The sequence below is a fragment of the Arthrobacter woluwensis genome (assembly GCF_900105345.1).
Taxonomy (GTDB): Bacteria; Actinomycetota; Actinomycetes; order Actinomycetales; family Micrococcaceae; genus Arthrobacter_E; species Arthrobacter_E woluwensis.
The window spans coordinates 1990809-2010061 of sequence record NZ_FNSN01000003.1 but is presented as its reverse complement, the minus strand read 5'-3'; the positions used below and the strand labels follow the sequence as shown (position 1 = coordinate 2010061).

The 19253-nt window shown below is 68.7% G+C and carries 21 protein-coding genes; 11 read left to right on the top strand and 10 right to left on the bottom strand.

The genetic code is table 11. From position 1 onward, the window contains the following. Positions 1 to 72: 72 nt before the first annotated feature. The 5 genes from BLV63_RS09840 to BLV63_RS09820 all read right to left on the bottom strand — a co-directional run bounded on the left by BLV63_RS09840 (position 73) and on the right by BLV63_RS09820 (position 3302). Positions 73 to 327 (bottom strand): type B 50S ribosomal protein L31, encoded by a 255-nt coding sequence (locus BLV63_RS09840; protein ID WP_066213029.1) that lies wholly within the window; start codon positions 325 to 327, stop codon positions 73 to 75. 115 nt (positions 328 to 442) lie between these two features. Further along, positions 443 to 853, bottom strand: a complete 411-nt coding sequence (arr, locus tag BLV63_RS09835) for an NAD(+)--rifampin ADP-ribosyltransferase (RefSeq protein WP_066212211.1) — start codon at positions 851 to 853, stop codon at positions 443 to 445. Positions 854 to 904: 51 nt separating this feature from the next. Further along, a complete protein-coding gene (locus tag BLV63_RS09830; RefSeq protein WP_066212209.1) occupies positions 905 to 1711 on the bottom strand; it encodes a TrmH family RNA methyltransferase in 807 nt (268 codons plus the stop codon). A 7-nt stretch (positions 1712 to 1718) separates the two neighbouring features. After that, positions 1719 to 2504, bottom strand: a complete 786-nt coding sequence (locus BLV63_RS09825) for a sulfite exporter TauE/SafE family protein (RefSeq protein WP_066212207.1) — start codon at positions 2502 to 2504, stop codon at positions 1719 to 1721. 12 nt (positions 2505 to 2516) lie between these two features. Next, on the bottom strand, positions 2517 to 3302 hold the full coding sequence (locus BLV63_RS09820) for an ABC transporter ATP-binding protein (protein WP_066212205.1): 786 nt from the start codon (positions 3300 to 3302) through the stop codon (positions 2517 to 2519). Positions 3303 to 3366: 64 nt separating this feature from the next. Here BLV63_RS09820 and serB point away from each other — a divergent pair, with 64 nt between their 5' ends. After that, complete coding sequence (gene serB / locus BLV63_RS09815; protein WP_066212203.1) at positions 3367 to 4287, top strand: phosphoserine phosphatase SerB; 921 nt, start codon at positions 3367 to 3369, stop codon at positions 4285 to 4287. 80 nt (positions 4288 to 4367) lie between these two features. Here serB and BLV63_RS09810 read toward each other — a convergent pair whose 3' ends face one another. Further along, positions 4368 to 5111, bottom strand: a complete 744-nt coding sequence (locus BLV63_RS09810; RefSeq protein ID WP_066212201.1) for an SDR family oxidoreductase — start codon at positions 5109 to 5111, stop codon at positions 4368 to 4370. Between the two features lie 65 nt (positions 5112 to 5176). After that, complete coding sequence (locus BLV63_RS09805; protein WP_066212200.1) at positions 5177 to 5902, bottom strand: beta-ketoacyl-ACP reductase; 726 nt, start codon at positions 5900 to 5902, stop codon at positions 5177 to 5179. Between the two features lie 149 nt (positions 5903 to 6051). Between BLV63_RS09805 and BLV63_RS09800 the strand changes: the two genes are divergently transcribed. Genes BLV63_RS09800 through BLV63_RS09790 form a run of 3 tightly spaced genes read left to right on the top strand, consistent with a single transcriptional unit; the run spans position 6052 to position 7802 of the window. Then, positions 6052 to 6525, top strand: a complete 474-nt coding sequence (locus BLV63_RS09800; protein ID WP_066212197.1) for a DUF3099 domain-containing protein — start codon at positions 6052 to 6054, stop codon at positions 6523 to 6525. Then, positions 6522 to 6812 carry a hypothetical protein gene (locus BLV63_RS09795; RefSeq protein ID WP_066212194.1) on the top strand — a complete coding sequence of 97 codons (291 nt, stop codon included), beginning with the start codon at positions 6522 to 6524 and terminating at the stop codon, positions 6810 to 6812. The genes BLV63_RS09800 and BLV63_RS09795 overlap by 4 nt, the downstream gene beginning before the upstream one ends. Continuing rightward, the gene (locus BLV63_RS09790) at positions 6813 to 7802 is read left to right on the top strand and encodes an SURF1 family cytochrome oxidase biogenesis protein (protein WP_066212192.1); all 990 of its coding nucleotides are present in this window, start codon (positions 6813 to 6815) and stop codon (positions 7800 to 7802) included. It begins immediately after the preceding gene. 105 nt (positions 7803 to 7907) lie between these two features. On the opposite strand, the gene BLV63_RS09785 is transcribed toward BLV63_RS09790, so the two are convergent. Further along, the gene (locus tag BLV63_RS09785) at positions 7908 to 9509 is read right to left on the bottom strand and encodes an ABC-F family ATP-binding cassette domain-containing protein (RefSeq protein ID WP_066213026.1); all 1602 of its coding nucleotides are present in this window, start codon (positions 9507 to 9509) and stop codon (positions 7908 to 7910) included. 233 nt (positions 9510 to 9742) lie between these two features. Here BLV63_RS09785 and BLV63_RS09780 point away from each other — a divergent pair, with 233 nt between their 5' ends. From BLV63_RS09780 to BLV63_RS09760, 5 genes are all read left to right on the top strand, one after another. Further along, positions 9743 to 10420, top strand: coding sequence for a biotin transporter BioY (locus BLV63_RS09780; RefSeq protein WP_066213023.1), 678 nt, complete (start codon positions 9743 to 9745; stop codon positions 10418 to 10420). A 17-nt stretch (positions 10421 to 10437) separates the two neighbouring features. After that, on the top strand, positions 10438 to 11145 hold the full coding sequence (locus tag BLV63_RS09775) for an energy-coupling factor ABC transporter ATP-binding protein (protein WP_066212190.1): 708 nt from the start codon (positions 10438 to 10440) through the stop codon (positions 11143 to 11145). Then, on the top strand, positions 11142 to 11792 hold the full coding sequence (locus BLV63_RS09770; RefSeq protein WP_066212188.1) for an energy-coupling factor transporter transmembrane component T family protein: 651 nt from the start codon (positions 11142 to 11144) through the stop codon (positions 11790 to 11792). Before BLV63_RS09775 ends, BLV63_RS09770 begins: the two co-directional genes overlap by 4 nt. Before the next feature lie 72 nt (positions 11793 to 11864). Further along, a complete protein-coding gene (locus BLV63_RS09765; RefSeq protein ID WP_066212186.1) occupies positions 11865 to 12332 on the top strand; it encodes an Lrp/AsnC family transcriptional regulator in 468 nt (155 codons plus the stop codon). Next, positions 12329 to 13729 (top strand): aspartate aminotransferase family protein, encoded by a 1401-nt coding sequence (locus BLV63_RS09760; protein ID WP_066212184.1) that lies wholly within the window; start codon positions 12329 to 12331, stop codon positions 13727 to 13729. The genes BLV63_RS09765 and BLV63_RS09760 overlap by 4 nt, the downstream gene beginning before the upstream one ends. 94 nt (positions 13730 to 13823) lie before the next feature. On the opposite strand, the gene BLV63_RS09755 is transcribed toward BLV63_RS09760, so the two are convergent. Next, positions 13824 to 15323, bottom strand: a complete 1500-nt coding sequence (locus tag BLV63_RS09755) for a class I adenylate-forming enzyme family protein (protein ID WP_066212182.1) — start codon at positions 15321 to 15323, stop codon at positions 13824 to 13826. A 49-nt stretch (positions 15324 to 15372) separates the two neighbouring features. Here BLV63_RS09755 and ypfJ point away from each other — a divergent pair, with 49 nt between their 5' ends. Continuing rightward, entirely contained in the window at positions 15373 to 16269 is an 897-nt protein-coding gene (ypfJ, locus tag BLV63_RS09750) for a KPN_02809 family neutral zinc metallopeptidase (RefSeq protein WP_066212180.1), read from the top strand. After that, entirely contained in the window at positions 16242 to 16430 is a 189-nt protein-coding gene (locus BLV63_RS09745) for a hypothetical protein (protein ID WP_066212178.1), read from the top strand. The genes ypfJ and BLV63_RS09745 overlap by 28 nt, the downstream gene beginning before the upstream one ends. A gap of 111 nt (positions 16431 to 16541) precedes the next feature. Here the strand turns inward: BLV63_RS09745 and polA are convergent, their stop codons facing one another. Further along, positions 16542 to 19196 (bottom strand): DNA polymerase I, encoded by a 2655-nt coding sequence (polA, locus tag BLV63_RS09740; RefSeq protein ID WP_066213020.1) that lies wholly within the window; start codon positions 19194 to 19196, stop codon positions 16542 to 16544. Positions 19197 to 19253: the final 57 nt, after the last annotated feature.

Genomic DNA, 19253 nt, shown 5'->3' with positions numbered 1-19253 from the left:
CAGCGCCGCCTGCCCGTTAACGCCGGAAGGGGCCACAGCCGAGCTGTGACCCCTTCCGGGAAGGCAAGGAGATTACTTCTTGCCGAAGCCCTTGAAGCGAGCGTTGAAGCGCTCCACGCGGCCGGCGGAGTCCATGATGCGCTGCTTGCCCGTGTAGAACGGGTGCGACTCAGAGGAGACTTCCACGTCGATGACGGGGTAGGTGTTGCCGTCTTCCCACTCGATGGTCTTCGAGGAGGTCGCGGTGGAGCGGGTCAGGAACTTGACGCCGGAAGCCAGATCGTTGAAAACGATGGCCTGGTACTTCGGGTGGATATCAGACTTCATCTTGGGGCCTTTGTTCGCGCCACTGGATTTTGCCAGCAGCAGGGATGATTCGGTGGCCATGACGGCCAGCTGTCAACTCTACAGCATCGGCCACCACCCGGGCCAACCGGAGTGGTCAGTTGATGATCTCCGCACGCTCGTCCGCTCGGATGGCCGCGAGCCGGTCCCGCCAGCCCTGAAGCGCCTCCGGGGTCAGGCGTGTCCAGTCGGTCACTTCGCCGAGGATCCGAAGGGGTTCCGTGCTGCGGTAGGAGCGGGTGGGGTTGCCGGGGAACTTCTTGTCCGTGACGTTCGGATCGTTTTCGAACTCGCCGGTCGGCTCCACGAGATACACCCGCGGTTCGCCCTCCCCCGCGGCGAGCTCGGCGGCCAGCCCGGCCCCGTCCCGCAGCGCGGTGAAGTAGATGTGGTTCATCACGATCTCCGGCTTGTAATTGGACCGGAACCCCGCCGTGAGAAGATCGCCGGCCTTCAGATCGGCCTTGGTGCCGTGATAGAACGGCCCCTCATCCAGTGCTTCGCTCATGACACCACGGTAGCAACGCGGGCCAGGTCACGCACCGGCCCGCACCGGCTGTCAGCGCGCCCGCAGCTCCCAGAACGCGACGGCGGACGCCGCGGCCACATTGAGCGAGTCCACGCCGGGCCGCATCGGGATCTCCACCGCGACGTCGGCGGCCTCCAGCGCCTCGGGCGTGACGCCGGCGCCCTCGGTCCCGAGGATCAGGGCGAGCCGCTCCGGGCTGCGCGCCGCGAGGGCGTCGATGGTCAGGGATTCCGGGGTGAGCTCCATCGCGGCCACGGTGAAGCCCGCGGCCTGCAGCTCTTCGATCCCCTCGGGCCACGAGTCCAGGCGGGCCCACGGCACCTGGAAGACCGTGCCCATGCTCACGCGGATCGATCGGCGGTAGAGCGGGTCGGCGCAGCGCGGCGTCACCAGCACCGCGTCAATGCCCAGGCCGGCGGCGCTGCGGAACATGGCCCCGAGGTTCGTGTGGTCCGTGATGTCCTCCAGCACGGCGACCCGCCGCGCGCCGTCGAGCACTTCCTGCAGCGCACGGGGCGCGGGACGCTCCATGGCGGCCAGAGCTCCCCGGTGGAGGTGGAAGCCGGTGATCTCCTCCAAGACCGCGGATTCCCCCACGTACGCCGGGACGTCGGGGAACTGTTCCAGGACGTCGGCGAGATCCTTGATCCACTTCTCCGTGAGGAAGAAGGACCGGGGCCGGTGACCTGCGGCGATGGCCCGCCGCACCACGCGGGACGACTCCGCGATGTAGAGGCCGCGCTCGGGTTCGGTCTTCAGGCGCAGCTGGACGTCGGTGAGGTTGCGGTAGTCGGCGATCCGGGGATCGGAGGCATTCTCAAGGGCGATGAAGGGCACCCAAGGATTATGCCAGCAGCTTGCCCAGCATCACGGCCAGTGCCAGGAGGCCCAGCACCACGATCACGGTGCGGAGCACCACCGGCTTGAGCTTCTGCCCGATCTTCGCGCCCAGCAGACCACCGATCAGGGAGGAGACCGCGATGAGAGCCACCACGGGCCAGCTGATCCGGTCGAAGGCGAACAGCAGATAGGACACCGCCGCGACGACGTTCACCGCCAGGACCAGGAAGTTCTTCATCGCGTTGGCCTGCTGCATGGTGCCGGCCATGAAGACCCCGAGGATGCCCACCAGCAGCACGCCCTGCGCGGCTACGAAGTAGCCTCCGTAGACGCCGGCCAGGAACACCAGGACCAGGAGCAGGACTCCGTGGTTCTTGTCCTTGAGGGCGTTGCCGGGCACCTGCTCGCGGTTCCGGACCCAGCGCTGCAGCCGGGGCTGGAAGACCACCAGGAGGAGTGCGCACACGATCAGCACCGGGGCGACGTACTGGAACACCTCCTCCGGGAGGTGCAGCAGGAGGTAGGCGCCGGTGACCCCGCCGAGCAGCGAGGCCGGCATGAGGGTGGCCAGCGACCGCCAGCGGCCCTGGAGCTGCTTCCGGTACCCGAGGGCTCCGGAGACGTTGCCGGCGATCAGGCCCATGGCGTTGCTGATGGACGCCGTCACGGGGGCTGTTCCCAGCGCGACCAGCACGGGGAACGTCACGAGCGTGCCCGAGCCCACCACCGTGTTGATGGTCCCGGCCCAGATGCCCGCGAGGAAGATCAGCGCGCCGTGCAGCCACTCCATGACGGGCGGCTCCTAGGCGCGGGCGCGGGCGGTGTACCGTCCGGCGTCGTGCGTGACGGTCAGCGGCAGGCCGAAGGTGGCGCTGAGGTGGTCCTCGGTCAGCACGTCGGCGATCGGACCGGCGGTCACCACCTCGCCGTCGCGCAGCAGCAGAGCATGCGTGAACGACGGCGGGACCTCCTCCAGGTGATGCGTCACCAGGATGGTCACCGGGGACATCGGGTCGGCGGCGAGCTTGGACAGCTCGGCGACGAGCTCCTCGCGTCCGCCGAGATCCAGGCCGGCGCCGGGCTCGTCGAGGAGGAGCAGCTCGGGGTCGGTCATGAGGGCACGCGCGATCTGGGTGCGCTTGCGTTCGCCTTCACTCAGCGTGGCGAACTGCCGGTTGAGGAGGGGGCCCATCCCCCAGGCGTTCAGGAGGCGGAAGGCGCGGCGCTCATCGGCGCGTTCGTAGCCCTCACGCCAGCGGCCGGTCACGCCGTAGGCCGCGGTGACGACCACGTTGAGGACGGTCTCGTCCTCCGGGATGTGATTGGCCAGGGCGGCCGAGGACAGTCCGATCCGGGGACGCAGTTCGAAGACGTCCACGCGGCCGAGGCGCTCGTCGAGGATGTCCACGGTGCCGTCGCTCGGGTGCATCCGCGCACCCGCCAGCTGGAGCAGCGTGGTCTTGCCCGCGCCGTTCGGACCGAGCACCACCCACCGCTCGCCGTCGTTGACCTGCCAGGAAACATCGTTCAGAAGTGTTTTCCGGCCCCGGCGCACCGAGACATGGCTCAACTGGAGGACTTCACTCATGACATAAAACCTTAGGGTAAAAGTGGGTTCCATGGATAACCGCAACGCTGGCTACCATGGCTGAATGCAGTCACACTTCTCCGCCCTCGCCTATGCCCCGGAACTCTCCGCCACAGCCCTGGAGGAGGCGTCCGCCGTCCTCGCACGGCACGGAGCGGTGGACGGCGAGTGGCGGCCCGTCAGCGCGGAAGGATTTCAGGCGGCCGAGCTGACCGTGGTGGCCCCGGCCGACGCGGACGCCGCCTCGGTGGTCCCGGAACAGTGGCTCGTCTCGGCCCGTGAAGCGCTGGCCGAGGCCGGCCTGAGCATCGACGTGGCGGTCGTGCCGTACGCGCTCCGCCAGGCCGAGCGGAAATTTCTCATCATGGACGTCGACTCGACCCTCATCCAGCAGGAGGTCATCGAGCTGATCGCGGCCCATGCCGGCAAGGAGGCCGAAGTGGCCGCGGTGACCGAGGCCGCCATGCGGGGCGAGCTCGACTTCGCAGCGAGTCTCCACCAGCGTGTGGCCCAGCTGGCCGGCCTGCCCGAGACCGTCTTCGACGAAGTCCGTCAGGCCGTCCGCCTCAGCGTGGGGGCGCAGCGGCTCGTGGACGCCTTCCACGGCGCCGGGCACCGGGTGGCCGTGGTCTCGGGCGGCTTCAACCAGATCCTGGGGCCGCTCGCCGAAGAACTGGGTCTCGACTTCTGGCTGGCCAACGACCTGGAGGTCCAGGACGGCCTGCTGACCGGCCGTGTCGCCGGCGACGTGGTGGACCGCGCCACGAAGGCCAGCCGCCTCCGCGAGTGGGCCCAGGCCTCCGGCGTGCCGCTCGAAGCCGCGATCGCGGTCGGCGACGGCGCGAACGACCTGGACATGCTCGCGACGGCGGGCCTCGGCGTCGCGTTCAACGCGAAGCCCGCGGTGCAGGCCGCCGCGGACGCCGCCATCAACGTCCCGAACCTGGACGCCGTGGCGGTCCTGGCGGGTGTCCCCCTGGCCTGACACGGCACCCCCGTCAGACGCACGACGGCGGCCGTTCCCCCTGAGGGATGCGGCCGCCGTCGTCGTATCCGGGGTGGGTGCTACTTCTGGAAGTGCCCCGCGCCGCCGGCGTACTCGGTGTGGCCCGTGGGGACGTCGGCCGTCACCATGCGGGCGACCTCCACGCCGAACTCCTCCACCGTGAACAGCTTGCCGGCCTCGGCACGGCGCTCGGCGATCGCACCGGGACGGGCGCGGTCGAGCAGGGTGGCCGTGACGGTGCCCTCGATCATGTCGCCGGAAATGACCACGAAGCTGATGCCCTTGGCCTCGAGCGCCGGGATGAACTCGCGCAGTGCGGTCTCGCCCGCACGCTTGCTGCGCGCGACCGGCTCGTACTCCGGCATCGTGGGCACGGTGTCGATGAAGTGGGCCTGGTGGCTCGTGACGAACACCACGCGCGAACCGGCTGGCATGACGGCCGTGGCGGTCTCGAGCATCTTGACCTGCGCGTCACGGTTCAGGCGCAGCGCGTAGTCCTCGCCAAGGCCCGTCTCCATGCCGCCGGAGGCGTTCAGGACGAGGATGTCCAGGCCGCCGAAGTTCTCCTGGGCGGCGTCGACCAGGGCCTGGGCCCCGTCCTCGGTGGTCAGGTCGGCGGCGACGGCCACGGCCCGGCCTCCGGCCTCGGTGATCTGCTGCACCACCTTGTTGGCGCGGGGCGCCTTCTGACGGTAGTTGACCACCACGGCCGCGCCTTCACCGGCGAGGATCTTGGCGACCTCTGCCCCGATGCCACGGGAAGAGCCCGTGACGATGGCGGTCTTGTTGTCCAGAGTTCCCATAAGTGCTCCTTGGAATCAGGGAAGAAAATTCAGGGGGAACCGCGTCAAGCGGAAGAAATCAGGGGTCAGTGACCCATGCCCAGGCCGCCGTCCACCGGAATGACGGCGCCGGAGATGTAGGCGGCTTCATCGCTGGAGATCCAGCGGACCACGCGGGCCACTTCCTCCGCCTCGGCGAAGCGACCCGCCGGGATGGTGGAGAGGTAGTTCTTCTGGGTCTCCTCGGGCAGCTCCGCCGTCATGTCCGTGTTGATGAAGCCGGGGGCCACCACGTTCGCGGTGATGCCGCGGGAGCCGAGTTCACGCGTGAGCGAGCGGGCCATGCCGACCAGGCCGGACTTGGAGGCCGAGTAGTTGATCTGGCCCGGCGAGCCGTAGAGGCCGACCACGGAGGAGATGAACACCACACGGCCCTTGCGCAGGCGGATCATGCCCTTGATGGCGCGCTTGAGCACGCGGAAGGAGCCGGTGAGGTTGGTGTCGAGCACGGAGGTGAAGTCATCCTCGCTCATGCGGAGCAGCAGGGTGTCCTTGGTGATGCCGGCGTTGGCCACCAGCACCTCCACGGGACCGTGCGCATCCTCGACCTGCTTGAACGCGGCGTCGAGGGAGGCCTCGTCAGTGACGTCCGCCTGGACGCCGAGGATCCCCTCGGGCAGTTCCGTCGCGGTCCGGTACGTCACCGCGACCTTGTCACCATTGGCCAGGAACTCCTGGGCGATGGCCAGTCCGATGCCCCGGTTCCCGCCGGTGACCAGGACGCTGCGGCCCGTGGTGCTCTGCTCGCTCATGCACGCTCTCGCTTCCATACTCATCATTCGATGATTCGACACTCATCCATCGAAACGTCATTCGATACGGATTGCATCCTATCGGTCCGCTCGTTTTTGGGCTCATGGCACACGGTGAGAGAATGGATGTGAAGCATATTGGAGCGTGAGTGAGAACCGTGACGAACCAGCAAGGCGGAGGCCGGCACCCCCGGTCGGCCCAGAACGCCGAGGTCGTGAGCATCACCGACGCCGGTACTGCGCATTCCGATGAGATCCGCTCCCGGATGATCAAGTACGCCGTCGCGATGGGCATCCGCATGGCCTGCCTCGGCCTTCTGTTCGTGCTGGACGGCTGGTTCAAGCTCATTGCCGTGGCCGGCGCCGTCTTCCTGCCGTGGTTCGCGGTGATCATCGCCAATGGCGGGGACAAGGCCGAGACCCCCAGCGACCACCTGATCGGCACACCGCTCCAGGCCGCCCTCCCGGCTGAAGCCACGAAACCCGGCGACGGCACACCGGAAGACTCCACCTCGTCCTCGGACGGGAATGCAGGCCAGATCATCCAGGGCGAGATCGTCGAGTCGGCCCGACCCGCCGACCCCACCACGCGCCCGAACCCGCGGCAGGGGGACGCCGCATGAGCTTCTTCGACGCCTTGAGTCAGGCCGGCTCGGACCGGAGCGCTCAGGCCACCCCCGAGGCCATCTGCTCCCGCAAGGGCTGCCGCGCTCCCGCCGCCTGGCAGGTGCTCTGGAACAATCCGAAGATCCACACGCCGGAACGCCGGAAGATCTGGCTCGCCTGCCCGGAGCACCGCGACTGGCTGGAGGACTACCTCCGCCAGCGGTCCTTCTGGAAGGAGACCGTGCCGTTCGATCCGGCTCCCGAACCGACCGCGGACCCCGACACGCCAGGAGCGCCGGCCTAGATGTACCGTTTCCTCTTCTCCCGCCGCTGGATGGGGTACTTCGTCCTGGCCATCGTCTTCGCGATCGCGTGCGTGCTCCTGGGCCGCTGGCAGATGGACCGCCGGGCCGAAACCCAGGCGAACATCAACCGGATCGTCACCAATTACAACTCCGCACCAGTGGCGTTCGCCCAGGCGGAACCGCTGTTCGAGCACATGGACACCGCCCGCGAGTGGTCGCAGGTGAAGCTCCACGGAACGTACCTGCCGCAGGACCAGCTGATCGTGCGGAACCGGACCCTCAACGGACAGCCCGGATATCAAGTGCTGGTGCCGTTCCGGGTCGATTCCGGCGACACCGTGATCGTGGACCGCGGCTTCCTCCCCATCGGCAACAAGGAGAACGGACGGCCGGACTCGATCCCGGACGCGCCCCGCGGCGACGTGACCGTGGTCGTGCGGCTGCGGCCGTCGGAGCCCGCCCTGGACCGCGGCGCACCGTCCGGGCAGATCGCGTCGATCGACCTGAACCAGTTCGCGAGCCAGGTAAAGTACCCCCTGCTCACGGGCGCCTACGGCCGCATGGCGTCCGAGTCCCCCGCACCCGCCGTGGCCCCGATGCAGCTTCCGATGCCCGCCACGGACGAAGGCACGCACCTCTCGTACTCACTCCAGTGGTTCGCCTTCGGAGTGCTCATGATCCTCGGTTTCGGCTATGCCGCCCGCCAGCAGGCCAAGAATGACGCCCTGGATGCCGAGGACGCCGAGCTTGCGCGAGCCGCCGCAGCCGCCGGTGAGACGCTCGACGACGGCGGCCAGGGCACCGGCGAGCCCGGCGCGGAGTCCGCGGCAGGCGCCGGCGCCGTGCCGCCGTCGTCGCATACCGCGGCGAAGTACTGGCGCCAGAATCGCAAAAAGGCCGAGCGCAAGACCGCCGAGCGGCGTGCCGCGGGACGCCGCAGTGCCGAGGACGAGGAAGACGCGATCCTCGACGCGCAGGGCTTCAAGTAAGCGGCGCCTCAAGCGGCCGCGTCGCCTGACCCCGCGAACCGCAAGGGGCCCCACGGAATCATCCGTGGGGCCCCTTGCCGTCCACCTCGCGCTGTCCCTCGCGGCTCAGGCGAGCGTGATCAGGTCCAGGTAGTCGGCGTTCCAGAGGTCCTCGACGCCGTCCGGGAGCAGCACGACGCGCTCCGGGTTGAGGGCCTCGACCGCGCCCTCGTCGTGCGAGACCAGCACCACGGCGCCCTGGTAGTTCGCGAGGGCGCCCAGGATCTCGGCGCGGCTGGCCGGGTCCAGGTTGTTGGTGGGTTCGTCGAGCAGCAGCACATTGGCGCTGGAGGCCACGATGGTCGCCAGGGCCAGGCGAGTCTTCTCGCCACCGGAGAGCACACCTGCCGGCTTGTCGACGTCGTCGCCCACGAACAGGAACGAGCCGAGGATGCTCCGCACTTCGGTGTCCGTCATGTGCTGGGGAGCGGCGGAGCGCATGTTCTCCAGGACCGTCCGGTCGTGGTCGAGCGTCTCGTGCTCCTGAGCGTAGTAGCCGATCTTGAGCCCGTGGCCGGCGATGACCTCGCCCGTGTCCGGCGCGTCGACGCCCGCGAGCATGCGCAGGAGCGTGGTCTTGCCGGCGCCGTTGAGGCCGAGCACCACGACGCGGGAGCCGCGGTCGATCGCGAGATCCACGTCCGTGAAGATCTCGAGCGATCCGTAAGACTTGCTCAGGCCCTCCGCGGTCAGCGGGGTCTTGCCGCAGGGCGCGGGCTCCGGGAAGCGCAGCGCGGCCACGCGGTCCGCGGCGCGCACGTCCTCCAGGCCGCCCAGCATCCGCTCGGCACGCTTGATCATGTTCTGCGCGGCCGTGGCCTTGGAGGCCTTCGCGCGCATCTTGTTGGCCTGGTCGAGCAGGACGGACGCCTTCTTCTCGGCGTTCGCACGCTCACGACGGCGGGCGCGCTCGTCCGTCTCGCGCTGCTGGAGATAGCGCTTCCAGCCCATGTTGTAGTAGTCGATCGTCGAGCGGTTCGCATCGAGGTGGTAGACCTTGTTGACGGTGGCCTCGAGAAGATCCACATCGTGGCTGATCACGATCAGGCCGCCCTGGTGGCTCTTGAGGAAGTCCCGCAGCCAGGCGATCGAGTCGGCGTCGAGGTGGTTGGTGGGCTCATCCAGCAGCATGGTGTCCGCACCCGAGAACAGGATGCGGGCGAGCTCCACGCGACGGCGCTGACCACCGGAGAGAGTCTTGAGCGGCTGGTTGAGGATGCGCTCGGGCAGCGCCAGGTTCGCGGAGATCGTGGCGGCTTCGGACTCGGCGGCGTATCCGCCGCCGGCCAGGAACTCGGCTTCCAGACGGTCGTACCGGTTCATGGCCTTGCGGTGCACGGCCTCGTCCTCGCTGGCCATCTCCTCCTGGGCCTTCTTGAGCTTGCGCGTGATGACGTCCAGGCCACGGGCGGAGAGGATCCGGTCCCGGGCGAGCTGCTCCATGTCCGGCGTGCGGGGGTCCTGCGGCAGGTAGCCGATCTCGCCGGCCCTCGTCACGGTGCCGCCGGCCGGAACACCCTCGCCTGCGAGGACGCGGGTCAGGGTGGTCTTGCCGGCGCCATTGCGGCCGACCAGCCCGATCTTGTCACCCTTGTCGATGCGGAACGTCACCTGGTCCATGAGCAGGCGCGCGCCAGCGCGCAATTCGAGGTCTTGGACGCTGATCACGAGAGTGCCTTCCGAAGGGTGCGTGGGAGTGGCCGATTCGGTGTCCGCGGCGGACACGACACACCAGGAGTGCGAGAGGGGCCTCATCGATTCTACCGGCTCCCGTCTGACGCCCTTCACGCCACTGCCCCGCACCCGGTCAGCGGGCCTTGTGGAATTCCACCACGCACCCACACTTCCCTTGGAGGAAGCCCACAAAAACGGCCCGTTTCCGCGGTCCTAAGGTGGACCGCATGGCACAGCTGAAAGAGGAAACCGTGACCGAGCAGACGCCCCTCCCCGCAGGAGGCACCCGATCCACCGAGCGCTGGGGAGCGCGCGATCTGGCCCTCGTGGCCGTCTTCGCCGCCCTGGTCGCCGCGTCCGCGCTGGTTCCCGGCATCAGCATCGGCGGAGTCGGCGTGCCGATCACCATCCAGACCTTGGCGGTCGTGCTCACCGGGCTGGTGCTCGGCGGACCCCGGGCGATCGCCGCCGTGGGCCTCTATGTGGTGCTGGGCCTGGCCGGCCTCCCGATCTTCTCCCAGGGACGTGCGGGGCTCGGTGTCCTGGCCGGCCCTTCCGCCGGGTACATCATCGCGTTCCCGCTGGTCGCGGGACTGGCCGGTTTCCTGGCCACCCGCGTGCTGCGCAGGCGCCTCAAGCCCCGGACCCTGTGGTTCTTCCTGGCCGCCTTCGGCAGCAGCCTGCTCCTGACCCACACCCTCGGCCCCCTGGGCATCATGATCAACGGGCGCACATCCCTGTCCGCCGCGTTCCTGGCGGACCTGGCCTTCTACCCGGGCGACATCCTCAAGAACCTGGTGGCGGCTCCCCTGGCGGTCGCCCTGCACCGGGCGTTCCCCGACATCCTGCTGCGCCGCGCCGCCGCCCAGGGCGCCCCGGCCCCGGCGTCCGACGAGCAGCGCTGAGCGGAGACCGCGGTTCCATGAGCGCGATCGAACTGCGCGACGTCGTCGTCCGCGTCTCCGCCGACGACGAGCGCCCCGCCCGCACCATCCTGGACGTGCCACGCCTCGACCTCGAGGAACGCCGCGTCGGCGTGCTCGGAGCCAACGGCTCGGGCAAGTCCACGCTGCTCCGCCTCCTGAACGGCCTGCAGGAGCCGACGTCCGGGACGGTCTCGGTCCACGGCCGGGACACCCGCCGGGAGGGGCGCGGCGTTCGGACGGAGGTGGGCTTCGTGTTCACCGACCCCCTGAGCCAATTGGTGATGCCCACCGGCCGGGAGGACCTGGAACTCTCCCTGCGCCGCACCGTGCCCCGGAAGGACCGCCGGGCACGGGCCGAGGAGATCCTGACGCGTTTCGGTCTCCTGCATCTCGCGGACCAGAGCGTGTACGAACTGTCCGGCGGCGAACGTCAGCTCATGGCGCTGGCAAGCGTCCTGGCCGTGGAGCCCCGCGTGCTGGTGCTCGATGAGCCGTCCACTCTCCTGGACCTGCGGAACCGCGAACTCCTCCGCCGGACGCTGGCCGGCCTCCCCCAGCAGATCGTCCTGGCCACCCATGATCTGGAGCTGGTCCTGGACATGGAACGGGTGCTGGTGGTCGAGAACGCCCGCGTGGTGTTCGACGGCGGCGCCGCGGACGCCGTCGCGCATTACCGCCGCCTGTGCCTGGCCGAGCGCTCATGAGCGCCGGACGCTATCCCCTGGGGGATTACGTGCCCGGCGACTCGTGGCTGCACCGTTCGCCCCTCGGGCTGAAGTTCCTCGGTGTGGTGCTCCTGGGGCTGGGCACCTTCTGGCTCAAGTCCTGGATCGCGTCGCTCGCCGCCCTGGCGGTCATGGTCCTGCTGTTCGCGTCGGCCCGGCTCGGCGCCCGGCGGCTGGTCCGTCTGCTGGCCGGGCCGGCTCCGCTGCTGCTCGCCGTGCTGGCGTTCCAGTGGTGGCAGCTGGGGCCCGCCCAGGCCGTGAGCATCGTGGCGAATGTGTACGCCTGCATCGTAGCCGCCTCGCTACTCACGCTGACCACACCCGTTCCCGTGCTGCTGGACGGCGTGGTGTCCGCTGCCCGGCCCCTGAGGCGCTGGGGTGTGGATCCGGAACGGCTTGCGCTGGTCATCGCGATCACCCTGCGCAGCATCCCTTATCTCATCGGCACCTTCTCCACGGTGCGGGACGCGGCACGCGCCCGGGGTCTGGAACGGAATCCGCGGGCCCGCGCGATGCCCGTGCTCATCGCTTCCGTCGCCTACGCCCAGCGGACGGGCGACGCCCTGGCGGCCCGCGGCCTGGCCGACGCGGCCCCGAACTCCCCACTCCCTGAGCGTCAGCCATGAATTCCATCGTCTGATGAACATTTCTCAACTGATTCCGTTGCTTAATCGGGAGATTTGCCACAGAATCGGAGTATGAGCCGTGGAAAGAACGCCCTCCAGCTCGATGACACGTCGAAGCGACTGGTGGAACTCCTGCAGGAAGACGGACGCCGGTCCTATGCGGAACTCGGCAAGGCCGTCGGCCTGAGCGAGGCCGCCGCGCGGCAGCGGGTGCAGAAACTCATGGACGCCGGGGTCATGCAGATCGTGGCCGTCACCGACCCCATGAGTCTGGGATTCCACCGGGTGACCATGATCGGGGTGAAGACCACGGGCGACACCCGCCGCGTGGCCGACACCCTGGCGCAGCTCCCGGCGGTCTCCTATCTGGTGCTCAGCGCAGGGTCTTTCGACATCCTCGCCGAACTGGTGTGCGAGGACGACTCAGACCTGATCGACCTGCTCAACAGCGAGATCAGGACCATCGACGGCGTGGCATCCACGGAGACGTTCGTCTATCTCGAACTCCGGAAACAGAAATACGGTTGGGGAACACGATGAGAACACCTTTCAGCCCTGAGGGACCGCACGACACCGCAGCACTGCAGGAGAAGGCGGCCAAGCACCTCTGGCCCCACTTCACCTCCCGCAAGGTGCTCAATGACGGCATCCCGATCGTCACGCGCGGCGAAGGGCACCACATCTACGACGCCGACGGCCGGAAGTACATCGACGGCCTCTCGGGCCTGTTCGTGGTCAACGCCGGTCACGGCCGCCAGCGGATCGTCGACGCCGCCGCGCGGCAGATGAAGCAGCTGGACTTCATGCCGATCTGGTCCTACGGCCACCCGGCGGCCATCGAGCTGTCCGAACGGCTCTCCTCGTACGCACCCGGTGAGATGAACAAGGTCTTCTTCACCACCGGCGGCGGCGAAGCCGTGGAGTCCGCGTTCAAGCTCGCCAAGCACTACTGGAAGCTGCGCGGCAAGCCGATGAAGCACAAGGTGATCTCGCGTGCGGTCGCCTACCACGGCACGCCCCAGGGCGCCCTCGCGATCACCGGCATCCCGGACATGAAGAAGTTCTACGAACCGCTCACGCCCGGCGGCCACCGTGTGCCGAACACCAACTTCTACCGCGCCGGCGAGATGGGCGCCCCGACCGACGACCTCGAAGCGTTCGGACAGTGGGCCGCCAACCGGATCGAGGAGGCCATCCTCTTCGAGGGCCCGGACACCGTGGCCGCGGTCTTCCTGGAGCCGGTGCAGAACTCCGGTGGCTGCTTCCCGCCGCCGCCCGGCTACTTCCAGCGCGTCCGGGAGATCTGCGATCAGTATGACGTGCTCCTGGTCAGCGACGAAGTCATCTGCGCCTACGGCCGGGTGGGCGACTTCTTCGCCTCCAAGGCCCTCGGCTACGAGCCGGACATCATCACCTCGGCCAAGGGCATCACCTCGGGGTACGTCCCCCTGGGCGCGATGATCGTGGCGGACAAGGTGTCCGAGCCGTTCAACTCCGTGGAGAACACCTTCTATCACGGCTTCACCTTCGCCGGTCACCCGGCCGCCGCTGCGGCTGCGCTGGAGAACCTCGACATCTTCGAGGAGGAGGATCTCAACGGCCGGGTCCGGGAGAACTCCCCGCTGTTCCGTGCCGAACTCGAGAAGCTGCTGGACCTCGACATCGTGGGCGACGTCCGCGGCGAGGGCTACTTCTTCGGCATCGAGCTGGTCAAGGACAAGGCCACCCGGGAGACGTTCAACGCGGAGGAGTCGGACCGGCTGCTGCGGGACTACCTCTCCCCCGCCCTCTGGGACGCCGGACTGTACTGCCGCGCCGACGACCGCGGCGACCCCGTCATCCAGCTGGCGCCGCCACTGACGATCGGCCCCGCCGAGTTCCGTGAGATCGAGGGCATCCTGCGCTCCGTGCTCAAAGACGCCTCCGCCAAGATCTGACGCGTCACGGAACCGATTCCGGGAACACCATCGGGCCGTGGGCGCCGGCTGAAGAGCCGGCGCCCACGGCCCGTGGTGTGCCGGACACTGCGGATCAGACGGGAAGCGTGGGCACCCGGGGGTCGCCGTCGAGAATCCACTCGCGGAGCACGGCACGGCTGACCTTGCCCCTGGCGGTCAGCGGCACCTCGCGCAGCTCATGGAACGCCTCGGGCAGCATCCGGGGATCCAGGAGGTCGGCCAGGCCCATCCGGAGCTGACCCTCACCGATGCCACGGTGCTCGGTCCGCACGGCCGCCACCAGGCGCTCTCCGCGGAGCGGATCGTCGACGCCTGCGACCAGGGCGAACTCGACGCCGGGCAGCGTGCTGAGGGCCCGCTCGATCTCCTGCGGGTGAAGGACGAGTCCGCCGCTCTCGATCATGTCGGAGGCCCGGCCCAGGAAGTGCAGCTCGCCCTCGTGGAGGAACCCCTGATCGTGGACCGTCGCCCACTCTCCGAACCGCTCGAAATCCTTCGCGTCGCCCCAGAGGTAACCTTCACCGACCATCGCGCTGCGCACGGCGATCGACCCGGTATGGCCGTCGGGAAGCGGTACGCCTGACGGGTCGAGGATCGCGAGGGAGACCCCCGGGAACGGGCGGCCCACACTCGTCGAGGCCAGGAGACGGTCCGTCAGAGGATCGTCGGGCGCCAGACAGGAACCGCTCACGAAGCTCATTTCCTGGGCGCCGTAATACTCGTGGATCCGCGCCGCCGGCGCCCAGCGCCGGGCCGCTTCGAGAGTCCGGGGGTCCAGCTTCGCGCCGGCGACGACGATGCTGCGCAGCGAGGAGGCGTCGGAGCCCGCCAGCATGCCGCCCTCGGCCAGCACCCGCAGCATCGACGGCACGAGCACCAGGCGCGTCACGCCGTCGTGCTCCACGGCGTCATGCACCGCGTCCACCTCGAACGCTTCGAGTGTCCGGAACTCCCCGCCGGCATGGAGACATTCAGACAGCGCGTACAGCCCGAGTCCCGAGGAGAGCGGTCCCGGGGCCAACGTGACCTCGTCTCGCGTGAGTCCGAAGAACTCCGTGGACGACGCGAAGGACGCCTGCCAGGATTCCCGGGTCCGCACGATCGCCTTCGGCAGCGTCGCCGTCCCGGACGTCAGGGCGAGCAGGAAGGGAGTGCCGGACGGGCCGTCCACCAGATCGCCGCCCTGGGGAGCGGCATGATGCTCGACGACGGTTTCCCGGCTCGGTCCGTCCGGCGCCGCGGTGAGGCCCCTGACGGTGCGCGCGGAGAGGGCATCCGCCGCACCCCAGTGCGCGGCGACCTCGGCGCGGATCCGGGCTGCAAGGTCGTCCGGGAGGCCGGCATCGAGCACGACGCACCGCCGCGAACCGCTCACTCCGGCGACCCAGCGGAGGATGAAGTCGAGGGAGTTCGGCTCCTGGAGCAGGCTGTAGCCGCCATCGGGAACGCGGTCCAACAAGGCGGCCGCCCCCGCGCGCAGCTCTTCCCAGCTCAGGGATTCACGGCCGACACGCACGGCCTGCCGCTGCGGCGATTCCTCGGCCCAGGCGGCGAGGCGGTTGAGGAAGGGCACGGATGAATTTTACCGGGCTGCGGCTCCGCCCGCGCGCTACTCTGGGGGCATGAGTTTCAACGAAGGCAGTCAGCTCGATTCGTCCCAGGTGGAGGACCGCCGCGGCATGAGCACCGGGGTGAAGGTGGGCGGCGGCATCGGTGGCGGTCTGCTGATCCTGGTGCTGAGTCTGCTGGGGTTCAATCCCTCCCTCCTCGATGGACTGACCGGCGCCGGCGAGCAGCCTCCCGCGCAGACCCAGCCGGCCGGGCAGGGCGGCGCCTCACAGTGCCGTACCGGCGCCCAGGCGAACCAGCAGCTCGATTGCCGGATCACCGGCACGGTGAACAGCCTGAATTCCTTCTGGCCGGATTATCTCCGGCAGTACGGCAAGCAGTACCCGCGCCCTAAGACGGTGCTGTTCACCCAGCGCACCCAGAGCGGCTGCGGTCCCGCGACCACCGAGGTGGGGCCCTTTTACTGCCCCGCCGACCGGACCGCGTACTTCGACCCCGGGTTCTTCCAGGAACTCGTGACCCGGTTCGGCTCCTCCGGTGGCCCCCTGGCGCAGGAGTACGTGGTGGCCCATGAGTTCGGGCACCACGTCCAGAACATCCTCGGCACCATCGACTACGCCCAGCGCGATCCCCAGGGCCCGCAGTCCGGAGGGGTCCGAGTGGAACTCCAGGCCGATTGCTTCGCGGGCATCTGGGCCCACTATGCGAGCACCCAGCCCACCTCGTCCGGCGGGCAGCCTTTCCTCAAGCCGCTGAGCCAGAGCGACATCCGCGATGCCCTGTCCGCTGCGTCCTCCGTGGGTGACGACCGGATCCAGAAGGCCGCCACGGGTCGGGTGAGCCCCGAGTCCTGGACCCACGGCTCGAGCGCTCAGCGTCAGAAGTGGTTCCTCACCGGCTACCAGTCGGGCGATCTCAACAAGTGCGACACGTTCTCCGGGCGGGTCTGACGGACAAGACCGATGACGACGGGCAGTCCGCTGTCGATCTGCTGCACCGCGACGGCACCCACCTGATCGTCGGGTTCTCCTCGCGCCCCGACCGGCTGCGTGTCGACGCCTTCAGCACCTGCTTCGACTTCCCGGACTACAAATACGGCGAGGAACACTGAGCGTCGAATCACCGCGCAACGACGACGGCGGCCGTCCCGGAGGATTCCGGGACGGCCGCCGTCATCGTTGTGCCAGTGGACCGTGTCAGTGGGCTGTGTCAGCGATCCGCATCAGTGCCCGGCGTCGTGCCAGCTGTGGCCCTCGCCCACCTGGACGTCGAGCGGCACGGACAGTTCGGCTGCGTTGCCCATCTCCCGGATGACCAGCTGCTCGACCTGTTCGCGCTCCCCCTGCGCCACCTCGAGGACGAGTTCGTCATGGACCTGGAGCAGGAGGCGGGACTTGAGGCCTTCCTCCTGCAGCGCCCGGGCGACGCCCAGCATGGCCCGCTTGATGATGTCCGCGGCGGAGCCCTGGATCGGCGAGTTGAGGGCCACGCGCTCCGCGATCTCCCGCAGGTGCCGGTCCGTGCTCGTCAGGTCCGGCAGGTACCGGCGCCGGCCCTCGATGGTGGCCGTGTAGCCGTCCTGGCGGGCCTGCTCGACGACGCCCCGCAGGTAGTCGCGCACGGCGCCGAAGCGATCGAAGTAGTCCTTCATAAGGGTCCGCGCCTCGTCCACCGAGATCTCCAGCTGCTTGGAGAGCCCGAAGCTCGTGAGGCCGTACGCGAGGCCGTAGGACATGGCCTTCACCTTGGACCGCATGGCGCTCGTGACGTCCTCCGGAGCCACACCGAAGATGTGCGAGCCGACGTAGCGGTGCAGGTCTTCGCCGTCGCGGTACGCCTGGATCAGCCCGGCGTCCTCGGAGAGGTGCGCCATGATGCGCATCTCGATCTGCGAGTAGTCGGCGGCGAGGAGGCACTCGTAGCCCTCGGAGACCTCGAAGAGATCGCGGACCCGCCGGCCCTCTTCGCTGCGGACCGGGATGTTCTGCAGGTTCGGGTTGTTGCTGGAGATACGCCCCGTGGCCGCGACGTTCTGGGCGTACGTGGTGTGGATACGGCCGTCCTCCGCCACCGACTTGTACAGGGTCTCCACCATCTGGCGCAGCTTGGAGGCCTCTCGGTGGGCCATGAGCTGGACCAGGAACTCGTGTCCGGTCTTCTCCAGCAGATTCTTGAGGCTGGCGGCGTCGGTGGTGTAACCGGACTTGATCTTCTTGGTCTTCGGCAGGGCCAGTTCCTCGAAGAGCACGGTCTGAAGCTGCTTGGGCGATCCGAGGTTCACCTCGTGCCCGATCGCTGCATAGGCGCCCTGCTGTGCGATCTCCACCTGGCGGGCCAGATCGTCGAGCTGTTCCTGCATCTTCTCCCGCGACACGGAGATGCCGGTGATCTCCATGTCGGCCAGGACGCGGGCCACGGGAAGCTCGAGCGTGAGCAGCAGCTGATCCGCCTGGCGCTCCACGAGCAGCGGAGCGAGGTGGTCGCTCAGAGCACGCACGGCCGCCGCTTCCCGCACCAGGGCCTCGGCGCGTGCCTGCGCGGCAGTGCCATCGACGTCGAGACCGAGATCGAGCTGCCCGGCGGGGACGGCTGGCGCCGACTCCAGGGTGATCTTGAGGTGGTGCTGCACCAGCTCCGCCAGCTCGTAGTTCCGGCGATCGGGCTGGATCAGGTAGCCGGAGATCGACGTGTCATCGACCACTCCTTCCAGCGTCAGGCCACGGGCTTGCAGCGCCTTGAACGCCTCCTTGTACTCGTGGATCGCCTTCTCCTGGCCGCTGTCCGCGAGCCACGCGGCGAGCACGCCCTCCGTGGCGGCGTCGAGCTCCGTCAGGTCCAGGTACCGCGCCGATTCGCCGCGCAGGATCGCGACGGCGCTGGCCTCCTGACCGATACCGCCGGCCACCGAGGCGACGGCCAGGGCGGCCGGAACGCCACCCGTGTCACCGGCCAGGAAGGTGGTCAGAGACTCCGCATCCGCGCCGATCTCGAACGGGGGCAGCTCGACGCCCTCGTGCTGCACGCCCTCGGTGTCCTCGCCGTAGAGGGCGAACAGACGCGTGCGCAGTGTCCTGAACTCGAGCGCGTCGAAGAGCTCCTCCACCGCGTCCTGGTCGGGGCGCGGCGCGGCCAGCTCGTCCAGGGCGACGCCCAGATCCAGGTCCGTCAACAGACGGTTCAGGCGACGGTTGCGCTTGACGTCCTCGATGTGCGCGCGGAGCGCATCCCCCACCTTGCCGCCGATGCTGTCCAGGTTCTCCAGGATGCCCGGGAGGCCTCCGTAGAGGTTGATCCACTTGGCGGCCGTCTTGGGGCCGACACCGGGCACGCCGGGGAGGTTGTCCGCCGTCTCCCCCACGAGCGCGGCCAGATCCGAATACTGCTCCGGACCCACGAAGTACTTCTCCCGGACGGCGTCCGCATCCATGCGCGGGATGTCCGAGACGCCCTTCTTCGGGTAGAGGACAAAGACGTTGTCCGTGATCAGCTGGAAGGCGTCGCGGTCGCCGGAGACCAGGAGGACCTCCCAGCCCGCCTCCTCACCCTGCGCGGCGAGCGTGGCGAGGATGTCGTCCGCCTCGTACCCGGGCATGCGCAGGGTCTTGATGCCCCAGGCGCCCATGACCTGGTCGATGAGATCGATCTGCCCGCGGAACTCCTCGGGGGTGGCGTTGCGTCCGCCCTTGTACCCGTCGTATTCCTTCTTGCGGAACGTGGTGTCATCCGAGACGTCGAAGGCGACCGCCACGTGGGTGGGCTGCTGGTCCTTGATCAGGTTGATGAGCATGGACGTGAAGCCGTGCACGGCATTGGTGTGCTGTCCGGTGGACGTGGCGAAGTTGTCCGCGGGAAGGGCGAAGAACGCCCGGAAGGCCATGGAATGCCCGTCCAGCACGAGGAGCCGGTTCCGGGTCCCCGGGGAGGCCTGGTCCGA

Bases quoted from the DNA above. Each gene is read 5' to 3' on its own strand.
- BLV63_RS09790 (WP_066212192.1), top strand. From the start codon at position 6,813: ATGTACCGTTTCCTCTTCTCCCGCCGCTGGATGGGGTACTTCGTCCTG.
- polA (WP_066213020.1), bottom strand. From the start codon at position 19,196: ATGGCCTTCCGGGCGTTCTTCGCCCTTCCCGCGGACAACTTCGCCACG.
- BLV63_RS09775 (WP_066212190.1), top strand. From the start codon at position 10,438: ATGAGCGCGATCGAACTGCGCGACGTCGTCGTCCGCGTCTCCGCCGAC.
- BLV63_RS09770 (WP_066212188.1), top strand. From the start codon at position 11,142: ATGAGCGCCGGACGCTATCCCCTGGGGGATTACGTGCCCGGCGACTCG.
- arr (WP_066212211.1), bottom strand. From the start codon at position 853: ATGAGCGAAGCACTGGATGAGGGGCCGTTCTATCACGGCACCAAGGCC.
- BLV63_RS09795 (WP_066212194.1), top strand. From the start codon at position 6,522: ATGAGCTTCTTCGACGCCTTGAGTCAGGCCGGCTCGGACCGGAGCGCT.
- BLV63_RS09840 (WP_066213029.1), bottom strand. From the start codon at position 327: ATGAAGTCTGATATCCACCCGAAGTACCAGGCCATCGTTTTCAACGAT.
- serB (WP_066212203.1), top strand. From the start codon at position 3,367: ATGCAGTCACACTTCTCCGCCCTCGCCTATGCCCCGGAACTCTCCGCC.
- BLV63_RS09765 (WP_066212186.1), top strand. From the start codon at position 11,865: ATGAGCCGTGGAAAGAACGCCCTCCAGCTCGATGACACGTCGAAGCGA.
- BLV63_RS09810 (WP_066212201.1), bottom strand. From the start codon at position 5,111: ATGGGAACTCTGGACAACAAGACCGCCATCGTCACGGGCTCTTCCCGT.
- BLV63_RS09805 (WP_066212200.1), bottom strand. From the start codon at position 5,902: ATGAGCGAGCAGAGCACCACGGGCCGCAGCGTCCTGGTCACCGGCGGG.
- BLV63_RS09760 (WP_066212184.1), top strand. From the start codon at position 12,329: ATGAGAACACCTTTCAGCCCTGAGGGACCGCACGACACCGCAGCACTG.
- BLV63_RS09820 (WP_066212205.1), bottom strand. From the start codon at position 3,302: ATGAGTGAAGTCCTCCAGTTGAGCCATGTCTCGGTGCGCCGGGGCCGG.
- BLV63_RS09825 (WP_066212207.1), bottom strand. From the start codon at position 2,504: ATGGAGTGGCTGCACGGCGCGCTGATCTTCCTCGCGGGCATCTGGGCC.
- ypfJ (WP_066212180.1), top strand. From the start codon at position 15,373: ATGAGTTTCAACGAAGGCAGTCAGCTCGATTCGTCCCAGGTGGAGGAC.
- BLV63_RS09780 (WP_066213023.1), top strand. From the start codon at position 9,743: ATGGCACAGCTGAAAGAGGAAACCGTGACCGAGCAGACGCCCCTCCCC.